At 71.9% G+C, this 17,052-nt stretch carries 15 protein-coding genes; 3 read left to right on the top strand and 12 right to left on the bottom strand.

The window, feature by feature from the left end; translation table 11 throughout:
- Positions 1-60: 60 nt before the first annotated feature.
- From FLP10_RS10840 to FLP10_RS10830, 3 genes are all read right to left on the bottom strand, one after another.
- Positions 61-846, bottom strand: a complete 786-nt coding sequence (locus FLP10_RS10840; protein ID WP_149160868.1) for an enoyl-CoA hydratase/isomerase family protein — start codon at positions 844-846, stop codon at positions 61-63.
- Between the two features lie 78 nt (positions 847-924).
- Positions 925-1,140, bottom strand: coding sequence for a hypothetical protein (locus FLP10_RS10835; protein ID WP_149160867.1), 216 nt, complete (start codon positions 1,138-1,140; stop codon positions 925-927).
- A 90-nt stretch (positions 1,141-1,230) separates the two neighbouring features.
- On the bottom strand, positions 1,231-3,636 hold the full coding sequence (locus tag FLP10_RS10830; RefSeq protein ID WP_149160866.1) for a DEAD/DEAH box helicase: 2,406 nt from the start codon (positions 3,634-3,636) through the stop codon (positions 1,231-1,233).
- Positions 3,637-3,986: 350 nt separating this feature from the next.
- Here FLP10_RS10830 and FLP10_RS10825 point away from each other — a divergent pair, with 350 nt between their 5' ends.
- From FLP10_RS10825 to FLP10_RS10815, 3 genes are read left to right on the top strand one after another with little or no spacing between them, the layout of a single operon-like run.
- Positions 3,987-5,000, top strand: a complete 1,014-nt coding sequence (locus tag FLP10_RS10825) for an alpha/beta hydrolase (protein ID WP_168209173.1) — start codon at positions 3,987-3,989, stop codon at positions 4,998-5,000.
- 52 nt (positions 5,001-5,052) lie between these two features.
- Positions 5,053-6,081: a YihY/virulence factor BrkB family protein gene (locus FLP10_RS10820; protein WP_149160864.1), complete on the top strand. Its 1,029-nt coding sequence runs from the start codon at positions 5,053-5,055 to the stop codon at positions 6,079-6,081.
- A gap of 51 nt (positions 6,082-6,132) precedes the next feature.
- Positions 6,133-6,726: an antibiotic biosynthesis monooxygenase gene (locus FLP10_RS10815; RefSeq protein WP_149160863.1), complete on the top strand. Its 594-nt coding sequence runs from the start codon at positions 6,133-6,135 to the stop codon at positions 6,724-6,726.
- Here FLP10_RS10815 and FLP10_RS10810 read toward each other — a convergent pair.
- Genes FLP10_RS10810 through FLP10_RS10770 form a run of 9 tightly spaced genes read right to left on the bottom strand, consistent with a single transcriptional unit; the run spans position 6,683 to position 17,048 of the window.
- Positions 6,683-7,729 carry an aldo/keto reductase gene (locus FLP10_RS10810; RefSeq protein ID WP_149160862.1) on the bottom strand — a complete coding sequence of 349 codons (1,047 nt, stop codon included), beginning with the start codon at positions 7,727-7,729 and terminating at the stop codon, positions 6,683-6,685. The two genes, FLP10_RS10815 and FLP10_RS10810, sit on opposite strands and share 44 nt — an antisense overlap.
- Positions 7,726-8,658: an NADP-dependent oxidoreductase gene (locus FLP10_RS10805; protein ID WP_246149998.1), complete on the bottom strand. Its 933-nt coding sequence runs from the start codon at positions 8,656-8,658 to the stop codon at positions 7,726-7,728. The genes FLP10_RS10810 and FLP10_RS10805 overlap by 4 nt, the downstream gene beginning before the upstream one ends.
- A gap of 8 nt (positions 8,659-8,666) precedes the next feature.
- The gene (locus tag FLP10_RS10800; protein ID WP_149160860.1) at positions 8,667-10,640 is read right to left on the bottom strand and encodes an ABC transporter ATP-binding protein; all 1,974 of its coding nucleotides are present in this window, start codon (positions 10,638-10,640) and stop codon (positions 8,667-8,669) included.
- Positions 10,637-12,541: an ABC transporter ATP-binding protein gene (locus tag FLP10_RS10795; RefSeq protein WP_149160859.1), complete on the bottom strand. Its 1,905-nt coding sequence runs from the start codon at positions 12,539-12,541 to the stop codon at positions 10,637-10,639. Before FLP10_RS10795 ends, FLP10_RS10800 begins: the two co-directional genes overlap by 4 nt.
- Entirely contained in the window at positions 12,541-13,068 is a 528-nt protein-coding gene (locus tag FLP10_RS10790) for a flavin reductase family protein (RefSeq protein ID WP_210418384.1), read from the bottom strand. Before FLP10_RS10790 ends, FLP10_RS10795 begins: the two co-directional genes overlap by 1 nt.
- On the bottom strand, positions 13,065-13,916 hold the full coding sequence (locus tag FLP10_RS10785) for a sulfurtransferase (RefSeq protein WP_149160858.1): 852 nt from the start codon (positions 13,914-13,916) through the stop codon (positions 13,065-13,067). Before FLP10_RS10785 ends, FLP10_RS10790 begins: the two co-directional genes overlap by 4 nt.
- A 12-nt stretch (positions 13,917-13,928) precedes the next feature.
- Positions 13,929-15,287 carry an NtaA/DmoA family FMN-dependent monooxygenase gene (locus FLP10_RS10780; protein ID WP_149160857.1) on the bottom strand — a complete coding sequence of 453 codons (1,359 nt, stop codon included), beginning with the start codon at positions 15,285-15,287 and terminating at the stop codon, positions 13,929-13,931.
- 31 nt (positions 15,288-15,318) lie between these two features.
- Entirely contained in the window at positions 15,319-16,131 is an 813-nt protein-coding gene (locus FLP10_RS10775; protein WP_149160856.1) for an ABC transporter ATP-binding protein, read from the bottom strand.
- Between the two features lie 2 nt (positions 16,132-16,133).
- Positions 16,134-17,048, bottom strand: a complete 915-nt coding sequence (locus FLP10_RS10770; protein ID WP_149160855.1) for an ABC transporter permease — start codon at positions 17,046-17,048, stop codon at positions 16,134-16,136.
- Between the last annotated feature and the right edge of the window lie 4 nt (positions 17,049-17,052).

Genomic DNA, 17,052 nt, shown 5'->3' with positions numbered 1-17,052 from the left:
CCCTGCCACAGCTCACCAGGTCTCGATACGCGCTTCGCGCTACTCGACCAGCGGAACGGGTCAGTCGCGACCCGTGAACACCGGCGTGCGCTTCTGCTGGAACGCGGCGAAGCCCTCGCGGTAGTCGGATGTCTCGCAGAGCGCCGCCTGCGCGCGGTTCTCCTCGGCCATCGACGCCCACAGCCCGAGCCGCTCGTCGCGGAGCGCGGCGACGAGTCGTTTCGACGCGGTGAACGCGAGGGTCGGGCCGGCGGCGGCCGCGCGTGCGGCCTGCCACGCGGCATCCGTCACCTCGTCGGCGGGGAAGGCGCGCGAGAACAGGCCCGAGGCGACCGCCTCGGAACCCGACATCAACCGGCCGGTGACGATGAGGTCCATGGTGCGGTGCGCGCCGAGGCGTTCGACGAAGAGGGCGTGCCCGCCCGAGTCGAGCGTCGCGCCGAGGTTGGCGAACGGCGAGCCGATCTTCGCGGTGTCGGCGACATAGACGATGTCGCTCGCGATGAGCAAGCCGAGGCCGACCCCGAGGCACGCGCCGTGCGCGATCGCGAATGTCGGCACCGGGATGCCGGCGATGCGCTGCAACAGCGGCTCGACGAGTCCGCCGAGGTAGCCGAGCACGTCGTCCTCACGGGGGTCCACCCCGGAGATGTCACGACCCGCGCAGAACGCCCGACCCTCGCCCCGCAGCACGAGTGCGCGCACCTCGCCGGTGTCGGCGAGCCGGGTCGCCTCGACGTAGGCGGCGTCGAGCTCGCGCAGCGCGGCCTCATCGAGCGCGTTGAGCTTCGCGGGCGCGTTCAGCACCACTTCGGCGACCGCATCGTGCACGGCGAACTCGATCATGGCTGCTCCTCGTCGTCGCGGAATACCTACCGATCGTTCAGTCAGCCCGATCGTGCAGCCAGCATAGCCGCGCCTGGCTCAGCCCAGAGTGAGCGCGCTGAAGATGAGCCCGGCCAGCAGCAGCCAGCCGAACGACGAAACCGACGAGGGAAGATCGAGCACGCTCACTAGCCAGAGGCCGAAGAGGAACAGCAGCGCGACGACGGTCGGCACCGCCGCGGCGATCGTGAGTCCGCGCGCCCACCACAGCGAACGGGTGCGTGCGGGGGCGGCGGACGGGGGCGCGAGCGTCATGCGCCGGAGTCTAGCGGCCGGGCGTCACCGGCCCGAGGATGCGAGAACGGCAGGGGTGGGAAGCACCCACCCCTGCCGTTCACGTCGGGATCAGCGCGCGTCGACGGGCTCCGCGGCATCCGCCTCGTCGTCGGCGTCGAGCAGGTCCACGACCACGAGCTCGTCGTCGAAGGCGTCATCGGACGCGAGCTCGTCGTCGGACGCGAGCTCCTCGTCGGCCTCGGCCTCGTCGGCCTCAGCCTCGAGCTCCTCCGCGACATCCGCCTCGTAGTGCTCCGTCTCGAAGCCCTCCTCCGACTCGATCGCGGCGATCTCCACCGGGCCGAGGTCGTCGAGCAGCGCGTCGCCGAGGCGCACGTCCTCGAAGTCGACCTCGATCTCGGCGCGGTCGAGCAGGTCGTTCATGCGGCGCTGGCGGTTGCGCGGGATGAGCGTGACGACCCGGCCCATGCGGCCGGCACGGCCGGTGCGGCCCGCGCGGTGCAGGTAGGTCTTGTACTCGTCGGGCGCGTCGGCCTGGATCACCAGGTCGATGTCGTCGACGTGGATGCCTCGGGCGGCGACGTCGGTCGCGACCAGCACGTCGACCCGGCCGCTGGTGAGCTGGTGCAGGTTGCGCGTGCGACGCGACTGGTTGAGGTCGCCGTGCAGGGCGACGGCGCGAATGCCAGCCTCCTCGAGGTGGTCGGTCAGGTCCTCAGCGAACGCGCGGGTGCGCGAGAAGACGAGGGTCTTGCCGTCGCGGTCGGCGAGCGCCGCGACGATGTCGCGCTTGTCGCGGTTCTCGATGACGAACACGCGGTGGTCGATGGTGCCCGACGACTGGTCTTCGCCGGCGACCTCGTGCACGGCCGGCTCGACGAGGAACTCGTCGACGAGCGTCGCCACACCGGTGTCGAGCGTCGCCGAGAACAGCAGCTTCTGGCCGCCGGGCTTGGTGAGGCGGAGGATGCGCTGCACGGGCTCGAGGAACCCGAGGTCGCACATGTGGTCGGCCTCGTCGAGCACGGTGATCTCGATCGCCGAGAGGTCGAGGTGACCCTGGCGCTCGAGGTCCTCGATGCGGCCGGGCGTGCCGATCACGATGTCGACGCCGCGGCGCAGCGCGCCGACCTGGCGTGCCTGCGGCACGCCGCCGTACACCTGCGTCGTGAACAGGCCGACGGCCTGCGCGATCGGCTGCACGGTGCGGTCGATCTGCAGCGCGAGCTCGCGCGTCGGCGCGAGGATGAGCGCGCGGGGCGCGCGGCCCATCTCGCGCTTGCGACGACCGTCGGGGCCGTTCGGGAGGTCACGCTGCTTCGCCGCCCACAGCTGCATGAGCCGCTCGACGGTCGGCGCGCCGAACGCGATGGTCTTGCCCGAGCCGGTGCGCCCGCGACCGAGGACGTCGCGACCCTCGAGCACGACGGGGATGGTCGCGGCCTGGATCGGGAACGGGTGCTCGGCGCCGAGGTCGCCCAGCGCGCGGACGATGTTCTGGCCGAGGCCGAGGTCGCCGAAGCTCACACCGTCGACGGCTTCGGCCTGGATGGCGTCGGCCTCGAGGCGCTCGAGCACGACGTCGTCTTCGGGGGTGAAGGCGGGGCGCTCGTCGCGAGCCGGGTAGAACGAGGACGGGCGGCGCTCGCTGTCGCGGAAGCCGGCGCGCTCGACGTCGCGACGCGGGGCGCGGTCGCGGTCGAACTCGCGGCGTGCGGGCCGCTCACCACGATCGTCGAACCGGCGCGGAGCACGGTCACGGTCGAAGTCCCGACGCGGGGCGCGGTCATCGCGATCGAACCGGCGCGGCGCACCACCGTCGCGCGGGGTACGGTCGCGGTCGAACTCGCGGCGTGCGGGCCGCTCGCCACGGTCGAAGTCCCGACGCGGAGCGCGGTCATCGCGGTCGAAGCGGCGCGGCGCACCACCGTCGCGCGGAGTACGGTCGCGGTCGAACTCGCGGCGTGCGGGCCGCTCGCCACGATCGTCGAACCGGCGCGGAGCACGGTCACGGTCGAAGTCCCGACGCGGGGCGCGGTCATCGCGATCGAACCGGCGCGGCGCACCACCGTCGCGCGGGGTACGGTCGCGGTCGAACTCGCGGCGTGCGGGCCGCTCGCCACGGTCGTCGAACCGGCGCGGGGCACGGTCGTTCCGGTCGAACCGACGGCCGCCGTCGCGCGGAGCGCGGTCGCGGTCGCGGTCGCGGTCGAACTCGCGGCGGGGCGCGCGGTCGTCGCGGTCAGAGCGACGGCCGCCGTCGCGACCGCCCTGCTCGCCGCGGCTTCCGTGTTCGGGGCGGGCGTCGGCGCGGTGCGGCGTGCGGCCGCTGGCGACGCGCTCGTCGCGGCTCCAGCGGGCCTTCTTCGGGGCATCCTCGTCGGGGCGGTAGCCGCGGTGACCGGGGCTGCGCGATCCCGACTTCGGGGCACCCGACTTCGCCGCGCCGCGCGCGTACGAGGGGTCGAAGTTGCGCGCGGGTCGTCCGCCGGCGGGCTTCGTGTTCTTGGGCATGGTGGAACTTCCTGGGTTGTACTCGAGTACATGGCGAACGTGCTGCGCGGTGCGCAGCACGATCGAGAACCCGGAACTGTCGTAGGCCGGGGCCGTTCACATACGGTGATCTATCCAGAGGCCGAACGCCTCGGAACCGGCCCTGCAGACTCACAAACCCATCCGCGCACAGCGCGGTGTCCAGACCGACCTGACCACGATAGCGGTTCCGCCTGTGAATCGGCCGCATCGCGCGAGCCGGTTTCGACGGGATGAGCCCCGAGGCGCCCCATGACCCGTCGGATCCGCCAGGTGAGGACTCCTCCGGATTCTGGGGTAGCATCGCTGCACCCCCGACCCGGAGCCCGCCCGTGATCCAGACCCGAACTCGCGGTACCGGCGGTCGCGGCGGCCGGCACCGCAGCCGGGCGCTGCTGATCGCCGCGGCCGTCGCCGCCGCGATCGCGACGACCTCGGTGCTGAGCGCGTTCCACACCCGGCTCGAGGCCATCGACCCGCAGGGTTCGGATGCCGCGAGCGAGGTCGCCGGCGCCGAGATCGTCGGCATCCGCACATTCACGCCGCCCGCCGGCCTGCGCGTCGCACCCGATCTCGAGTACGGCACACGAGAGGACGGCACGCTGCTCACGCTCGACGTGTGCCTGCCCGCGGCAGCCGGCCTCGGCATCGAGTTGCCCGCGGTGGTGTCGGTGCACGGCGGCAGTTGGGCGCGCGGCGACAAGGCCAACGCCGACTGGCGCAACGTGTGCCTGTGGTTGGCGAGCGAGGGATTCGTCGCGGCATCCGTGAACTACCGACTGGTGCCCGATGCGGTCTTCCCGGCGCAGCTCGAGGACGTGCAGCTCGCCGTCGAATGGCTGCGCGATCCCGCGCAGCTCGAGCGGTTCGACATCGACCCGAGCCGAATCGGCGTATTCGGCGGTTCGGCGGGCGGCAACCTCGCAGCCCTCGTCGGCGCCACCGGCGAGGGCCCACTCGACGAGGGCTCGCGGGTCGCCGCGGTCGCCGATCTCTCGGGCCCGGTGGTGCTCGACGGCATCCCCGAGGGCGACGTGTGGCTGCGTGGCATCGTCGGTGCCTACGTCGGGTGCGAACCCGATTCGCTCGACGGCGACGGATGCCCCGCGGCCGGCGCCGCATCGCCCCGCACGCTGCTCGACGCCAGTGACCCGCCCGTGTTCATCGGTCACGCCGAGCACGAGATCGTGCCGCTCGCCCAGTCGCTCGGCTACGCCGAGTCGCTGCGCGCAGCCGGAGTGCCCGTCGAGTTGGCCGTGGTGCCGGGCGGCGAGCACTCGATCGGCATCCTCGACTCGGCGCTGCGCGAGCGGGTCGCCGCGTTCCTGCACGCGCACCTGGGCTGAGGGACCGCGCAACCCCTCGACGCCCGCGACGGCGACCTGCCATCATCGCCGCATGCCCGACTCCGCCCGCCCCCGGCCCGACGGCCACGACTCGCCCGCCCGGTTCAGCCGCGACGACTGGCGCCTCATCCTGCGCCGCACCTGGCACGAGGCGCGCATCAACCAGTGGGCCGACATCGCCGCCGCCCTCACCTATTACGTGGTGCTCGCAACGTTCCCGGCGCTGCTCGCTGCGCTCGCCCTCATCGGCGGCTTCGGGTCGGCCGAGCGCTTCGGCGAAACCGCGCTCGACATCGTCGGCGACCTGTGGGGCAACGACGCGGCCAGCGCGCTCGACGAACCGCTCGCCCAACTGCTCGACGCGTCGCACCAGTGGTCGGCACTCATCGTCGGCATGGCCGGCGCGCTCTGGGCGATCTCGGGATACCTCGGGGTGTTCGGTCGCGGCATGAACCGCATCCTCGACGTCGAAGAGGGGCGGCCGTTCTGGCGATCGCGGCCGGCGATGCTGCTCGTCGCGGCCGGGCTGCTCGTACTGGCGGCCGCGGTCGCGGTGCTGCTCATCGTGAGCGGCCCGGTGGCGGGCGCGGTGGCCGAGGCGTTCGGCCTCGACGAGGGCGTGGCGTTCTGGTGGGACCTCGCGAAGCTGCCGGTCGCCGCAGCCCTCGTCGCGCTCGCGATCGCACTGCTCTACTGGGCTACGCCGAACGTGAAGCGCCGCCACGTGCGCTGGATGAGCGTCGGCGCGGCGTCGGCCGTGCTCGCGTGGATCATCACGACGGGCCTGTTCGGGGTGTACGTGCTGGGATTCCGCACCTACGAGCGCAACTACGGCGTGCTCGGCGGGGCCGTGGCGTTCCTGCTGTGGGTGTGGCTGTCGAACCTCGCGGTGGTACTCGGCGCGGTGCTCGACACCGAGGTCGAACGGCTGCGGCAGCTGCGCGCCGGCATCGCAGCCGAGGTCGACCTGAAGCTGCCGCTGCGCGACGAGCGGATGGTGCGCAAGAACCACCAGCAGCGGGCCGATGACATCCGCCTGGCCGCCGAGGTCCGCCGCGAGGCATCCGTCATCGGAAGCTGACGCGCGCTCGCGTGCAGCACCTCCCCAGCCCCGATGCGCTGCAATGGTTCCATGCCGACCGAACCCATCACCGTCTCGATCCGCCGCGAGGTCGACCCCGCGCGCATCTCCGAGGCGACCGCGTGGGTGCAGACCGGCGTGAACCTGGCCAACAAGTACCCGGGCTTCCTCGGCTCGGGCTGGGTGCGGGCGGGCGAGAGCTCCCGAGTGTGGCACATGCTCTACCGTTTCGCCGACGAGGCGTCCCTCGAGGCGTGGGAGCACTCCGCCGAACGGTCGTGGTGGCTCTCGACCGGGCAGGCGTTCGTCGAGAGCGAGCGGTCGCGGCGGCGCTCCGGCATCGAGGGCTGGTTCGACGAGCCGCCGACGGGCTCGGTCCCGGTCGCCGGCGGCGCCGGCACCGAGGCATCCGACCCGCCGCCCGCGCCGCCGCGCTGGAAGCAGGCCGTCACGATCTGGCTCGGCTTCTTCCCGGTGAACCTCGTGTTCTCGTACCTGATCGGCCTCGCGCCCGGCTGGGGCGAGGTGCCGTTGTGGCTGCGCGTGCTCGTGACGACCCTCGTGCTCACCCCGATCATGACCTACTGGGTGCTGCCCGTCATCACGCGCTCGCTGCGCCGCTGGCTCGCGCCTCGCGCTCGGTGAGGCGCGGGGCGGCAGTCTCATGCCGCCCCGGCTTGCCGCTCAGCCGGCCGTCGAACAGGTCGCGCAGCTCGTCGCGCTCCGCCTCGGTCGGTCGCCACGAGGCGGCGTCGACGTTCGCCTCGAGCTGCGCGACGCTCGTGACACCGGTGATGAGACTCGACACCGCCGAGTCGGCCAACAGCCACCCATAGGCGAGGTGCACGGGCGTGACCCCGCGCACCGCGGCGAACTCGCGGAAGCGCTCGAGCGCCTGCCATGGGGCATCGTGCAGCAGGTGCGGTTTGAATCGGGTGACCTTGCCATCGGCGGGCGCGGCGCCGCGTCGGTACTTGCCGGTGAGCAGGCCGTTCTGAAGCGGGAAGTAGGCGAGGAACCCGACCTCGAGCCGACGCACGGCCGGCAGGATGTCGCGTTCAGGCCCACGCCACAGGAGGCTGTACTCGTGCTGCACGGAGACGAACGGATGCAGCCCGCGCTCGCGAGCCGTGTGGTGAGCGTCGACAAGCCTCCACGCAGGCAGGTTCGAGACGCCCGCGTACCGGATCTTCCCCTCGCGAACGAGGTCGTCGAGGGTGGAGAGCGTCTCTTCGAGCGGCGTCGACGGGTCGGGCGAGTGCAATTGGTAGAGGTCGATCCAGTCGGTGCCGAGCCTGGTGAGCGACGCCTCGACCGCCCGCCGGATGTATCGCCTCGACCCGCGCGCACCCCAATCGGGTCCGAGCGCTCCGCGCAGATCGCTGCCGAACTTCGTCGAGATGACTGCCTCGTCGCGCCGGCCGGCCAGGGCACGGCCGAGTAGGAGTTCGCTCACGCCGGGCTCGTCACCGTACCCGTCGGCGGTGTCGAAGAAGCTCGCGCCGAGGTCGAGCGCACGCCCGACGATCCGGTCGACGCCGGCCTGGCCGTCGCGGATACGACCCGCTTTGCCGAAGGCCGCGGTGCCGATCGCGAGATCGGCGACGACGAGGCCGGATGCCCCGACATGCCGGTATCCGACGCTCACGGGATCACCACGATCTTGCCGCGCACGTGACCCGACTCACTGTGGGCGTGGGCGTCGCCGATCCGCTCGAGCGGGTAGCTCGCGGCGATCTCGACTTCGTACCGCCCCTCGGCCGCGAGCGCCGAGATCACGCCGATCGCCTCGGCGCGCAGCCGTCGCTCGTCATCGCTGAGCCGGCCGGCGCGGCTGCCGCTCCATGCGCGGATACCGAAGGCCTCCGCCTCCTCGACGCGCACGATGGTCGCGATGCGCGAACGGTCGGGCACCAGTGCGAGCGAGGCCTCGATGGCTTCGTCCGTGCCCGCAGCGTCGAGCACCCGGTCGATACCGTCGGGCGCCGCCGTGCGAATCCGCTCGACGAGCCCCGGGCCGTGCTCGACCGCGAGTGCGCCGAGCTCGCGCAGCCGTTCGAGGTTGACGGCGCTCGCCGTGGCCACGACCGCGGCGCCCTTGGCTCGAGCGAGCTGGATCGCCGCCTGACCGACGCCGCCCGATCCGCCGTGCACGAGCAATGTCTCGCCCTCGGCGAGGCCGAGCGAGGTGAGCACCTGGTGGGCGGTGCCGGCCGGCACGCCGAGTCCGGCGGCTTCCTCCCACGAGAGGGTCGCGGGCTTCGGTGCCAGCTGCGCGGGGGTGACGACGACGTGGCTCGCATACGCGCCGTCGGCGCCGCGCACGACGACCTCATCGCCGACGGTCACCCCGTCGACGCCCTCGCCGATCCCGGCGACCACACCCGCGGCATCCGATCCCAATCCTCTCGGCGCCTCGAGCGCGCCCGACGAGCGGAATCCCTTCCGCACCTTCCAGTCGACAGGGTTCACCCCCGCCGCTCGCACCTCGACGAGCACCTCCCCGGGGCCCGGGTCGGGGGTGGGCACCTCGTGCAGCTCGAGCACCTCGGGCCCGCCGTATCGATCGAATCTCACCACTCGGCTCACCGGTTGTCCTCCTGTCGTTCGGTTGGGACGTGCTGTCGTTCGGTTGGGGCGTGCTGTCGTTCGGTTGGGGCGTGCTGTCGTTCGGGTGCGGCGTGGACGACCGGTGGGCCGCCCGTGTTGGCCGCGCCGCCTGGCACCTGAGCGACCGCCCGCCACGACTCGTGCAGGCGCGCGTAGACGCCACCGGCCCCGAGGAGGTCGGCGTGCCTGCCGCGCTCGATGATCCGCCCACGGTCGAAGACCAGCACCAGATCAGCCGTCTCCGCAGTCGCAAGACGATGCGCGATCGTCACGGTGGTGCACCCCGCGGTCATCCGATCGATCGCCCCCCGGAGTCGCGCATCGACGGCCGGATCCACCGCGCTCGTCGCCTCATCGAGGATGAGCAGGTCGGGGCGCACCATCGCGGCTCGGGCGAGCGCCACGAGTTGCCGCTCGCCCGCCGACAGCGAATCACCGCGTTGCCCGACCTCGGTGTCGAGGCCGTCGGGCAACCCATCGACCCAGCCGAGCAGGCCGAGGCCGTCGAGCACGTCACGCACCTCCGCCTCGGTCGAACCGGGCCGGGCGAGCGCGATGTTGTGCCGCACGGTGCCCTCGAAGAGAAATCCGTCCTGAGGAACGATCGTCACGCGCCGCCGCAACTCCTCCTCGCGGAGGTCGCCGATCTCGGCACCGCCGAGCAGCACGTGGCCCTTCTCGGCCGCCAGCTGTCTGGTCAGCAGCTTGGCGAACGTCGACTTGCCCGACCCCGTCTCGCCGACGACGGCGACGTGCATGCCGGCTGGCACCCGCAGGTCGAGGTCGTGCAGCACGCGGGGTCCGGACGGATACCGGTGCCGCACGCCGTGCAGCCGAACCTCGATCGCACCGGGGGCCGGCCGAGCGCGGGCGGCGAACTCGGGCGCGGCGATCGGCTCGTCGAGCAGCTCGAGCACCCGCCCCCACCCCGCGATGGCGTTCTGCGCCTCGTTGATGATCTCCACCGCCTGCTGGATCGGCCGAGAGAAGAAGGTGATGAGAAAGACGAACGCGAGCAGCTCACCGACCGTGAGCGACCCGAACCAGCCATGCAGCGCACTGTCGCGATAGGCGTCCGTCGACAGCAGCACGCCGACCACGACGACGAGCGCCGTCGACAGCCCGCCGACGAGCTCGCCGAGCGAGAAGCTGACCGCGAGCGGGCGGAGGGTGCGCACTTGCGTATCGCGCGTGCGGTCGATGGCGGCGTCGACACGCTCCTGGATGCGGTCGGATGCACCGGTCGAGCGGATGACCGCGGCGCCCACGATGGTCTCGGCGATGACCGACAGCATCGCGCCGACATCGCGCCGAACCCGCCGGTAGCCCGCCGCCACACGTCGCTGGGCGGCGCGGATCGCGAACGCGACAGGAAGGAACAACGCCAGCACGAGCACCGTGAGCGGCCACGAGTACCAGCACATGATGCCGGTCGCGATGACCAGCTGCAGCACGCTGATCAGGAGCGTCACCCCGCCCGACTGGGTGAAGTTGGAGATCGCATCGACATCGCTCGTCACCCGCGAGACCAGCGAACCGCGTCGCTCACGGTCGAGCGAGAGCCCGTCGAGCCGGTGCACGTGGCGGAACGCCGCCGCACGCAGGCCGGCGAGCGCTGCCTCGCTCGCCGTCACGAGCCGGCGGTTCATGCCCCAGGACGCCACGCCCGCGGCGAGCACCACGGCGAACGCGGCGGCCACGGTCGTCGACACGAGCGCCAGGTCGGGTCGACCGCCTGCGATGCCCTCGTCGACGGTGTAGCGGATCGCCACGGGAGTGACGATCCGACCCGTCGCGGCGATCACCGCGAGCAGCAGCGTGACGGCGATGCCGTGGCCGAGCTCGGGGGTGATCTCGAGCCCGCGGCGAACGGTGGCGACGAGGCCGCGGGGTTCGGCAGCGAGGCCGGGGGCTGTGGCGGTCGCGGTGGCGGACGCGGCGGCGGTCATGCGTGCACCGCCGCTCGGGTGAGCTCGTCGACGGCGATCGCGCTGCCATACGCTTCGACGAGTTCGCGGTAGCCGGGTGCAGCGAGCACGAGCTCGTCATGGGTGCCCCTGGCGACGATCCGCCCCCCGTCGAGGAACACGATCTCATCGGCGAGCGCGATGCTCGAGGCGCGGCTCGCGACGATCACCACGGTGAGCCGGCCGGCCGCGCCCGAGCGCGTCGCGAGCGCCAGGCGGCCGATCACCTCGCGCTCCACGCGCGCGTCGAGAGCGGAGGTCGCGTCGTCGAGCAGCAGGAGTCGCGGCCGGGAGACGAGCGCCCTGGCGAGCACGAGCCGCTGCTTCTGCCCGCCGCTGAGCGTCGCGCCCCGCTCGCCGAGATCGGCGTCGAGTCCGTCCGGCAGCGCTGCGACGAAGCTGTCGGCCGACGCGGCGCGCAGGGCCTCCCAGATGCGATCGTCGCCGTACCCGCGACCGAGGTCGACGTTGAACCGCACGGAGTCGTCGAAGAGGAAGGCGTGCTGGGGCGCGAGCCCGACCGCGGCGGCGATGCGACCCGGCGCATAGCTGCGGGCGTCTTCGCCGTCGAGCCGCACGATGCCCTCCTCGGGGTCGACGAGCCGGTCGAGCACCTGCACGAGCGTGCTCTTGCCCGAGCCCGTCGGGCCGACGAGCGCGACCACCCGACCGGGCTCCGCCCCGAGGTCGAGGTCGCGCAGCACGGGCCGACCGCCGGGGTAGCCGAATCCGATGCCCCGTGCGTCGACGGCGATGCCCCGTGCGTCGAGGGCGATGCCCCGTGCGTCGAGGGCGGCACCCGCCCCTTCCGGGTCGAGGTCGCGCTCGCCGTACTCGGGGAACTCGTCGGCGCGGAGCACCGCCTCGACCCGCTCGCGCCCCACGACGCTCATCGGCAGGGCGCTCAGCACCCGCCCGATGACCTGCAGCGGGAACGCCATCGTCACGAACAGGTACGCGACTTGCACGAGCTCGCCCGCGCTGAGGTCGCCGTCGGCGACACGCGCGCAGCCGAGCAGCAGCACGCCGAGCACTGCGACGGTCGGCAGGAACTCGATGACCGGATCGAAGAGCGACGTGATCCGGCCCGACCGCACGTTCGCGTCCCGCAGTTCTCGGGCAGCTGCACCGAACCGCTCCAGCTCGTGATCGGCGAGACCGAGCGTTCGCACGACCTCGGCGCCGTCGAAGCTCTCGTGAGCGATCGCACTGACGGATCCGCGGAGCTGCTGCGCGCGCCGGGCCCGCGGGGCGAGCACGCGCTGGTACCAGAGGTTCACCCCGACGATCGCGACGATGAGCGCGAGCGTCACGAGCGCCAGCACGACGTCGGCGAACGCGACCGTCACGGCCGCGGCGACGAGCATGAAGGTCACGCCGATCGCGAAGGGCAGCGGCATGATCGGCTGCCACATCGCCTCCACGTCGGAGACCGCGTTCGACAGCAGCCGGCCCGGCGGATGCCGCAGGTGCCACCCGAACCCGAGCGCGAGGTACTGGCGGGTCACCTGCCGACGCGAGCGGGCCTGCACCCGGAACTGCGTGATACCCGACGCCACCCGCCGCACGACGAGCCCGGTCACCTTCATCGCGGCGAGCCCGAACACGACGGCGAAGGCCGCCCAGAGCGCGCCGGCCCCGACCTCGCCGGCCGCGAATGAGGGCTCGATCACCGTGTCGGTGACCCAGCCGAGTCCGACCGAGGCGACGACCAGCGAACCGCACTGCACGAGCGCCGCCGCGATCGACACCGCGAAGGTGCCGGGTTCGGTCGCACCGCCCCTGGCGAGCCCGGCGAGGCCGGTTCGGAACGGATGCCTCGTTCTGATCGCGTTCAGATCGTCTTCGGAGGCGACGACCCGCTCCCTGCCCCTGATCGCCATCAGCTCGCGAGCCGGGAGTGGTCTCCGAGCCCGTGCCAGCCGCGGGCGTGGTACACCAGTGGCGGCGCGGCCTCGGGACGGACCGGCGAGGTCTCGATCGCGCGGCCGACGACGAGCGTGGCGGTGCCCGCCCGCACGCGTTCCTCGACGCGCACCCGGATCCAGCTGCCGACGACGTGGAACACCGGCTCGCCGCTCGGCAGCCGGCTCCACAGCGAGCGGTCGGCGAACCGGTCGACTCCGCTCGTCGCGCACAGTTCGGCGATGCCGAGGTCGTCGGCGCCGAGCAGGTGCACCACCGCGGTCGCCGCCGACAGCAGGGTCGGCGTGCTCGACGACCGCTCCGACGCCGAGAACACGAGCAGCGGCGGCGCGACGCTCACCGAGGCGACACTCGTCGCCGTGAGCCCGACCGGCCCGTCGCCGGCGTCGGCGGTGATCACAGCGACACCGCCCGGGTGATGCCGGAACAGGCCCGTGAACTGCTCGGCGGTCACCGGGTCGCGATGCGCCACCAGCGTGCTCACGGCCGCGACCCGGTCGCGACCGGGCGGGACGGATCGGCCGACCAAGCCGACCACGAGCCGACGAACAGCGACGCCTCGATGCCGAGGGTGCGCAGCACGAGCACCTCGTGCGCGGCGGCGACCCCGCCGCCGCAGTAGGCGCCGACCTTCGTGCCAGCTGCGACGCCGAGCGACGCGAACCGCTCCCGCAGTTCGGGCTCGGGGCGGAGCAGACCCCGCTCGTCGAGGTTCGCCCGGGTGCCCGCCTCGAGTGCGCCGGGGATGTGCCCGGTGGGAGCTGCGCCCGGCTCCCGCGGTCCGCCGAGGTAGGCGGACTCACCACGAGCGTCGAGCAGCACGCCCTCGTCGGGAAGTCCCGCCGCACCGTCGGCGTCGAGGACCGGGAGGGCGCCCGGGCGCACGCTCACCGTGCCTCGGGTTGCCGGCGGGGGTTCCTCGGCCGAGACCCCACCGCCCGCCGCGAGCCAGGCAGCGTACCCGCCGTCGAGAAGACGGACGTGTTCGAGGCCTGCCCAGGTGAGCACCCACCAACCGCGGCCGGCGCTCAGGCCGGAGTTGTCGTCGTAGACCACGACCTCCGAGTCGTCGTCGATGCCGAGCGATCGCAAGGTCTCCTGCAGGTCGGCCGGGTCCGGCAGCGGCCGACGCCCCGCGGTGCCGCCGCCTTCGCCGGCGAGCTGCCCGGCGAGATCGACGAACCGCGCGCCCGGGATGTGTCCGGCCTCGTACTGCGGACGCAGGTCGGGCCCTCGGGGCGAGAACCGGATATCGAGCAGGATCGGAGGCTCCCCGGCCTCGAATCGGGCGAGCAGTTGCTCGGCGGTGATCACGTCGCGTTCGCGAGACATTCCTGCACCTTCCTAGGCGACCGCGGCGCGACGCGCGACGGTGAACTGGTTCTCGGGCTTGGGCAGACCGAACAACTCGCGGAACGTACGTGGCGTGCCGTATTCGGTCTTGAAGAGGTCGCGTCGCTGCAGTTCGGGGATCACGAGGTCGACGAACGCATCGAGCGGGCCGGGCAGGTAGGGCGAGAACACGATGAATCCGTCGGTCGTGCGCTCATGGAACTGCTCCTCGATATAGTCGGCGACGTCCGATGCATCGCCGACCGCGGCCTGCTTGCCGTGCGTGCGCTTGTAGAACAGCGCGACCTCCCGCAGCGTCGGCGATTCGTCGTCGTATGCGGTCCTGGCGCGATCGAGGATGAGCGCCGGCCGGCCCTCGAGGTTCGCGAGTTCGGCAACGTCGGAGATCGGCGTGTCGAGGCGACGTCCGGTCAGGTCGACGCCGAGCGCTTCCGACAGCGGCGCGAGATTCGCCTCGGCCACGGTGAGGTGCTGGATCTGACGGAACTTCTCGTGCGCCTCGCGGGCCGTGCCGGCGACGTAGACCGGCAGACTCGTGACGGTCTGCTGTCCTTCCGGGTGGCCGTGCGCGAGTCGTCGGCGTTGGAGATCTTGGTAGTAGGCCTTCGCGCGGGCCGTGTCCTGGAGCATGATGAACCGGATGTCGGCGTGCTCGGCACCGAATTCGTGCGACTCCTCCGACGAACCGGCATGCAGAATCGGAACGTGCCCCTGAGGAGGTCGCGCGATGTTCAACGGACCGTCGACCGAGAAGTGTTCACCCCGATAGCCGATCGCGTGGACCTTCGACTCGTCGATGAACTGGCCGGTCGCCTTGTCGCCGACCAGAGCGTCGTCCTCCCAGCTGTCCCAGAGGCCTTTGACGACCTCGACGAACTCGCCGGTCCAGGCATACCGCTTGGCGGCATCCCAGTGCTCTTCGCGGCCGAAGTTGCCGGCTGCCTCCTCGTTCTTGCCGGTCACGATGTTCCAGGCGATGCGCCCGCGACTCAGGTGGTCGAGCTGGGCGGTCGCGCGCGCGAGCGTGTACGGCTCGGCGTACGTCGTGTTCACGGTCGTGACGATGCCGATGTGCGTCGTCACGGCCGCGACGAACGAAGCGAGGGTCAGCGCCTCGGGCCGCAGCACCTCGTTCGGGCTCTCGTACTGCGACGAGGGCAGCCCGACCACCCGGTCGCCGATGAAGTAGAAGTCCAGGAGCCCGCGCTCCGCGGTGCGGATCGTGCGCAGGATGAACCCGGGGTCGAACGTGCCGTGGGCGTTCGCCTCGGGCAACCGCCATCCGGCGGGGTGGGCGCCGCTGGCCCAGATCGAGTAGCCGAGCTTGACGTGACGTCGTTCGGTGGACATGGTCGATCTCCTTCTGTGGTGGATCCGAGGGTCAGTCGGTGAATCCGAGGTCGGCGCGGATGCGCTGATGCACGTCCGCGAAGAATTCGTCGCGCAACGTCTGATGGCTGCGCGGCCGGGGTCGGTCGGCCAGCGAGTACTCGGCCAGGATCCGGCCGGGCCGCGGGGCGAGGGTCACGACGCGGTCGCTCAGGGCGAGCGCCTCGCCGACGTCGTGCGTGACGAGCACCACCGTGGTGCCGAGCTCGGCCTGCACATCGAGCAGCAGGTCGTGCAGCGAGTCGCGGGTCCAGGCATCCAGCGCCCCGAACGGTTCGTCCATGAGCAGCACCGCCGGGTGGTAGACCAGCGACTGCGCGATCGACACGCGCTGCCGCATTCCGCCCGAGAGCTCGTGCGGGCGACGATCCGCGAAGTCCCCGAGGCCGACGCGCCGAAGGATCGCGATCGCCCGTTCCGCGCGCTCCTCACGGTCGACACCGTGCAGTTGCAGCGGCAGCTCCACGTTCTGCTTCGCCGTGCGCCACGGCAGCAATCGGTCGTCCTGCGTGATGTACGCCCGCTGCGGGAGGCCGTCGGCCTCCTTCACCGCGCGGCCGATGGTGACGCTGCCGTGGGTCGGGGTGAGCAGGCCGGCGACGATGTTCAGCAGCGTCGACTTGCCGCAGCCGCTCGTACCCACGAGCGAGACGAACTCGCTCGGGGCGATGTCGAGGCTCACGCCGCGCAAGGCCGGCACGATACCGGCGTCGGCGGCGAAGTCGTGGTCGACCTCGTCGATGACGATCCGTCCGCCGGGCAGCGGCGGCGCCGAGGTCGACTCGGCGGTGAGGACGGTGCTCATGGCTACCTCTTCTCCTTCGGGATCCAGACGAGCAGACGGGACTCGACCGACGATGCGGTCAGCGAGAGCGCCTGCACGAGTGCGGTCACGATGAGCACCGCGGCGAACAGGCTCGCCATGTCGAGCAGGTTGCTCGCGCGGATGAGCAGGTACCCGAGTCCGCGGTTGGAGCCGAGGAACTCGGCGGTCACGACGGCGAGGGCCGTCGCGGGCAGCGCAAGCTTGAACGCCGACGCCAGGAACGGGAGCGTCGCCTGGATGCGGAACCGGAACAGCGTCTGCAACCGGCTCGCCTCGAGCACCCGCGCGAGCTCCAGGTACTTCGGGTCAGTGCTTCGCAGCCCCTGGAACGAGGCGATGAAGACGATGAAGAAGGCGGTGAGGTATCCCATGAAGATCTTCGTCTCCAGACCGAACCCGAACCACACGATGAACAGCGGTACGAGCGCGATCGTCGGGATTCCGTTGAAGACGATGATGTAGATCTCGGCGAACCGCCCGAAGCGCGGGAACCCGGCGAGCACGACGGCGAGCGCGAACGCGACGACCGCGCCGGCGGTGAACCCGGCGGCCAGCGCGATCAGCGTGAACTGTGCGTGGAAGAAGAGGTGCCCGGTGACGATCCAGTCGCCGAGCCGCGCGAGCACCTCGATCGGGCTGGAGACCAGCAGCGGGTCGATGAGGGTTCCCGACGCGAGCTGCCAAGCGACGAGCACGACGAGCACGAACGCGGCGTGGAGCGCGATGGTCGGCGCCGAGCGACGCAGCCGATCGAGTCGCCGGATCCGTACTGACGCGCCCGCGGTGCCGGCGCCCGGCTCGGTCGCGGCCGCGATCGGCGCCGCCGGCCCGGGCGTGCCCGCCGGGACGGCGGCCTGATCGACTGCCGACCCGCGGGGCTGCGTGATGGTGGACATGTCG

This window comes from Agromyces intestinalis, assembly GCF_008365295.1.
In the GTDB taxonomy this organism is placed as follows: domain Bacteria; phylum Actinomycetota; class Actinomycetes; order Actinomycetales; family Microbacteriaceae; genus Agromyces; species Agromyces intestinalis.
This window is presented reverse-complemented; position numbering and strand designations above follow the sequence as displayed.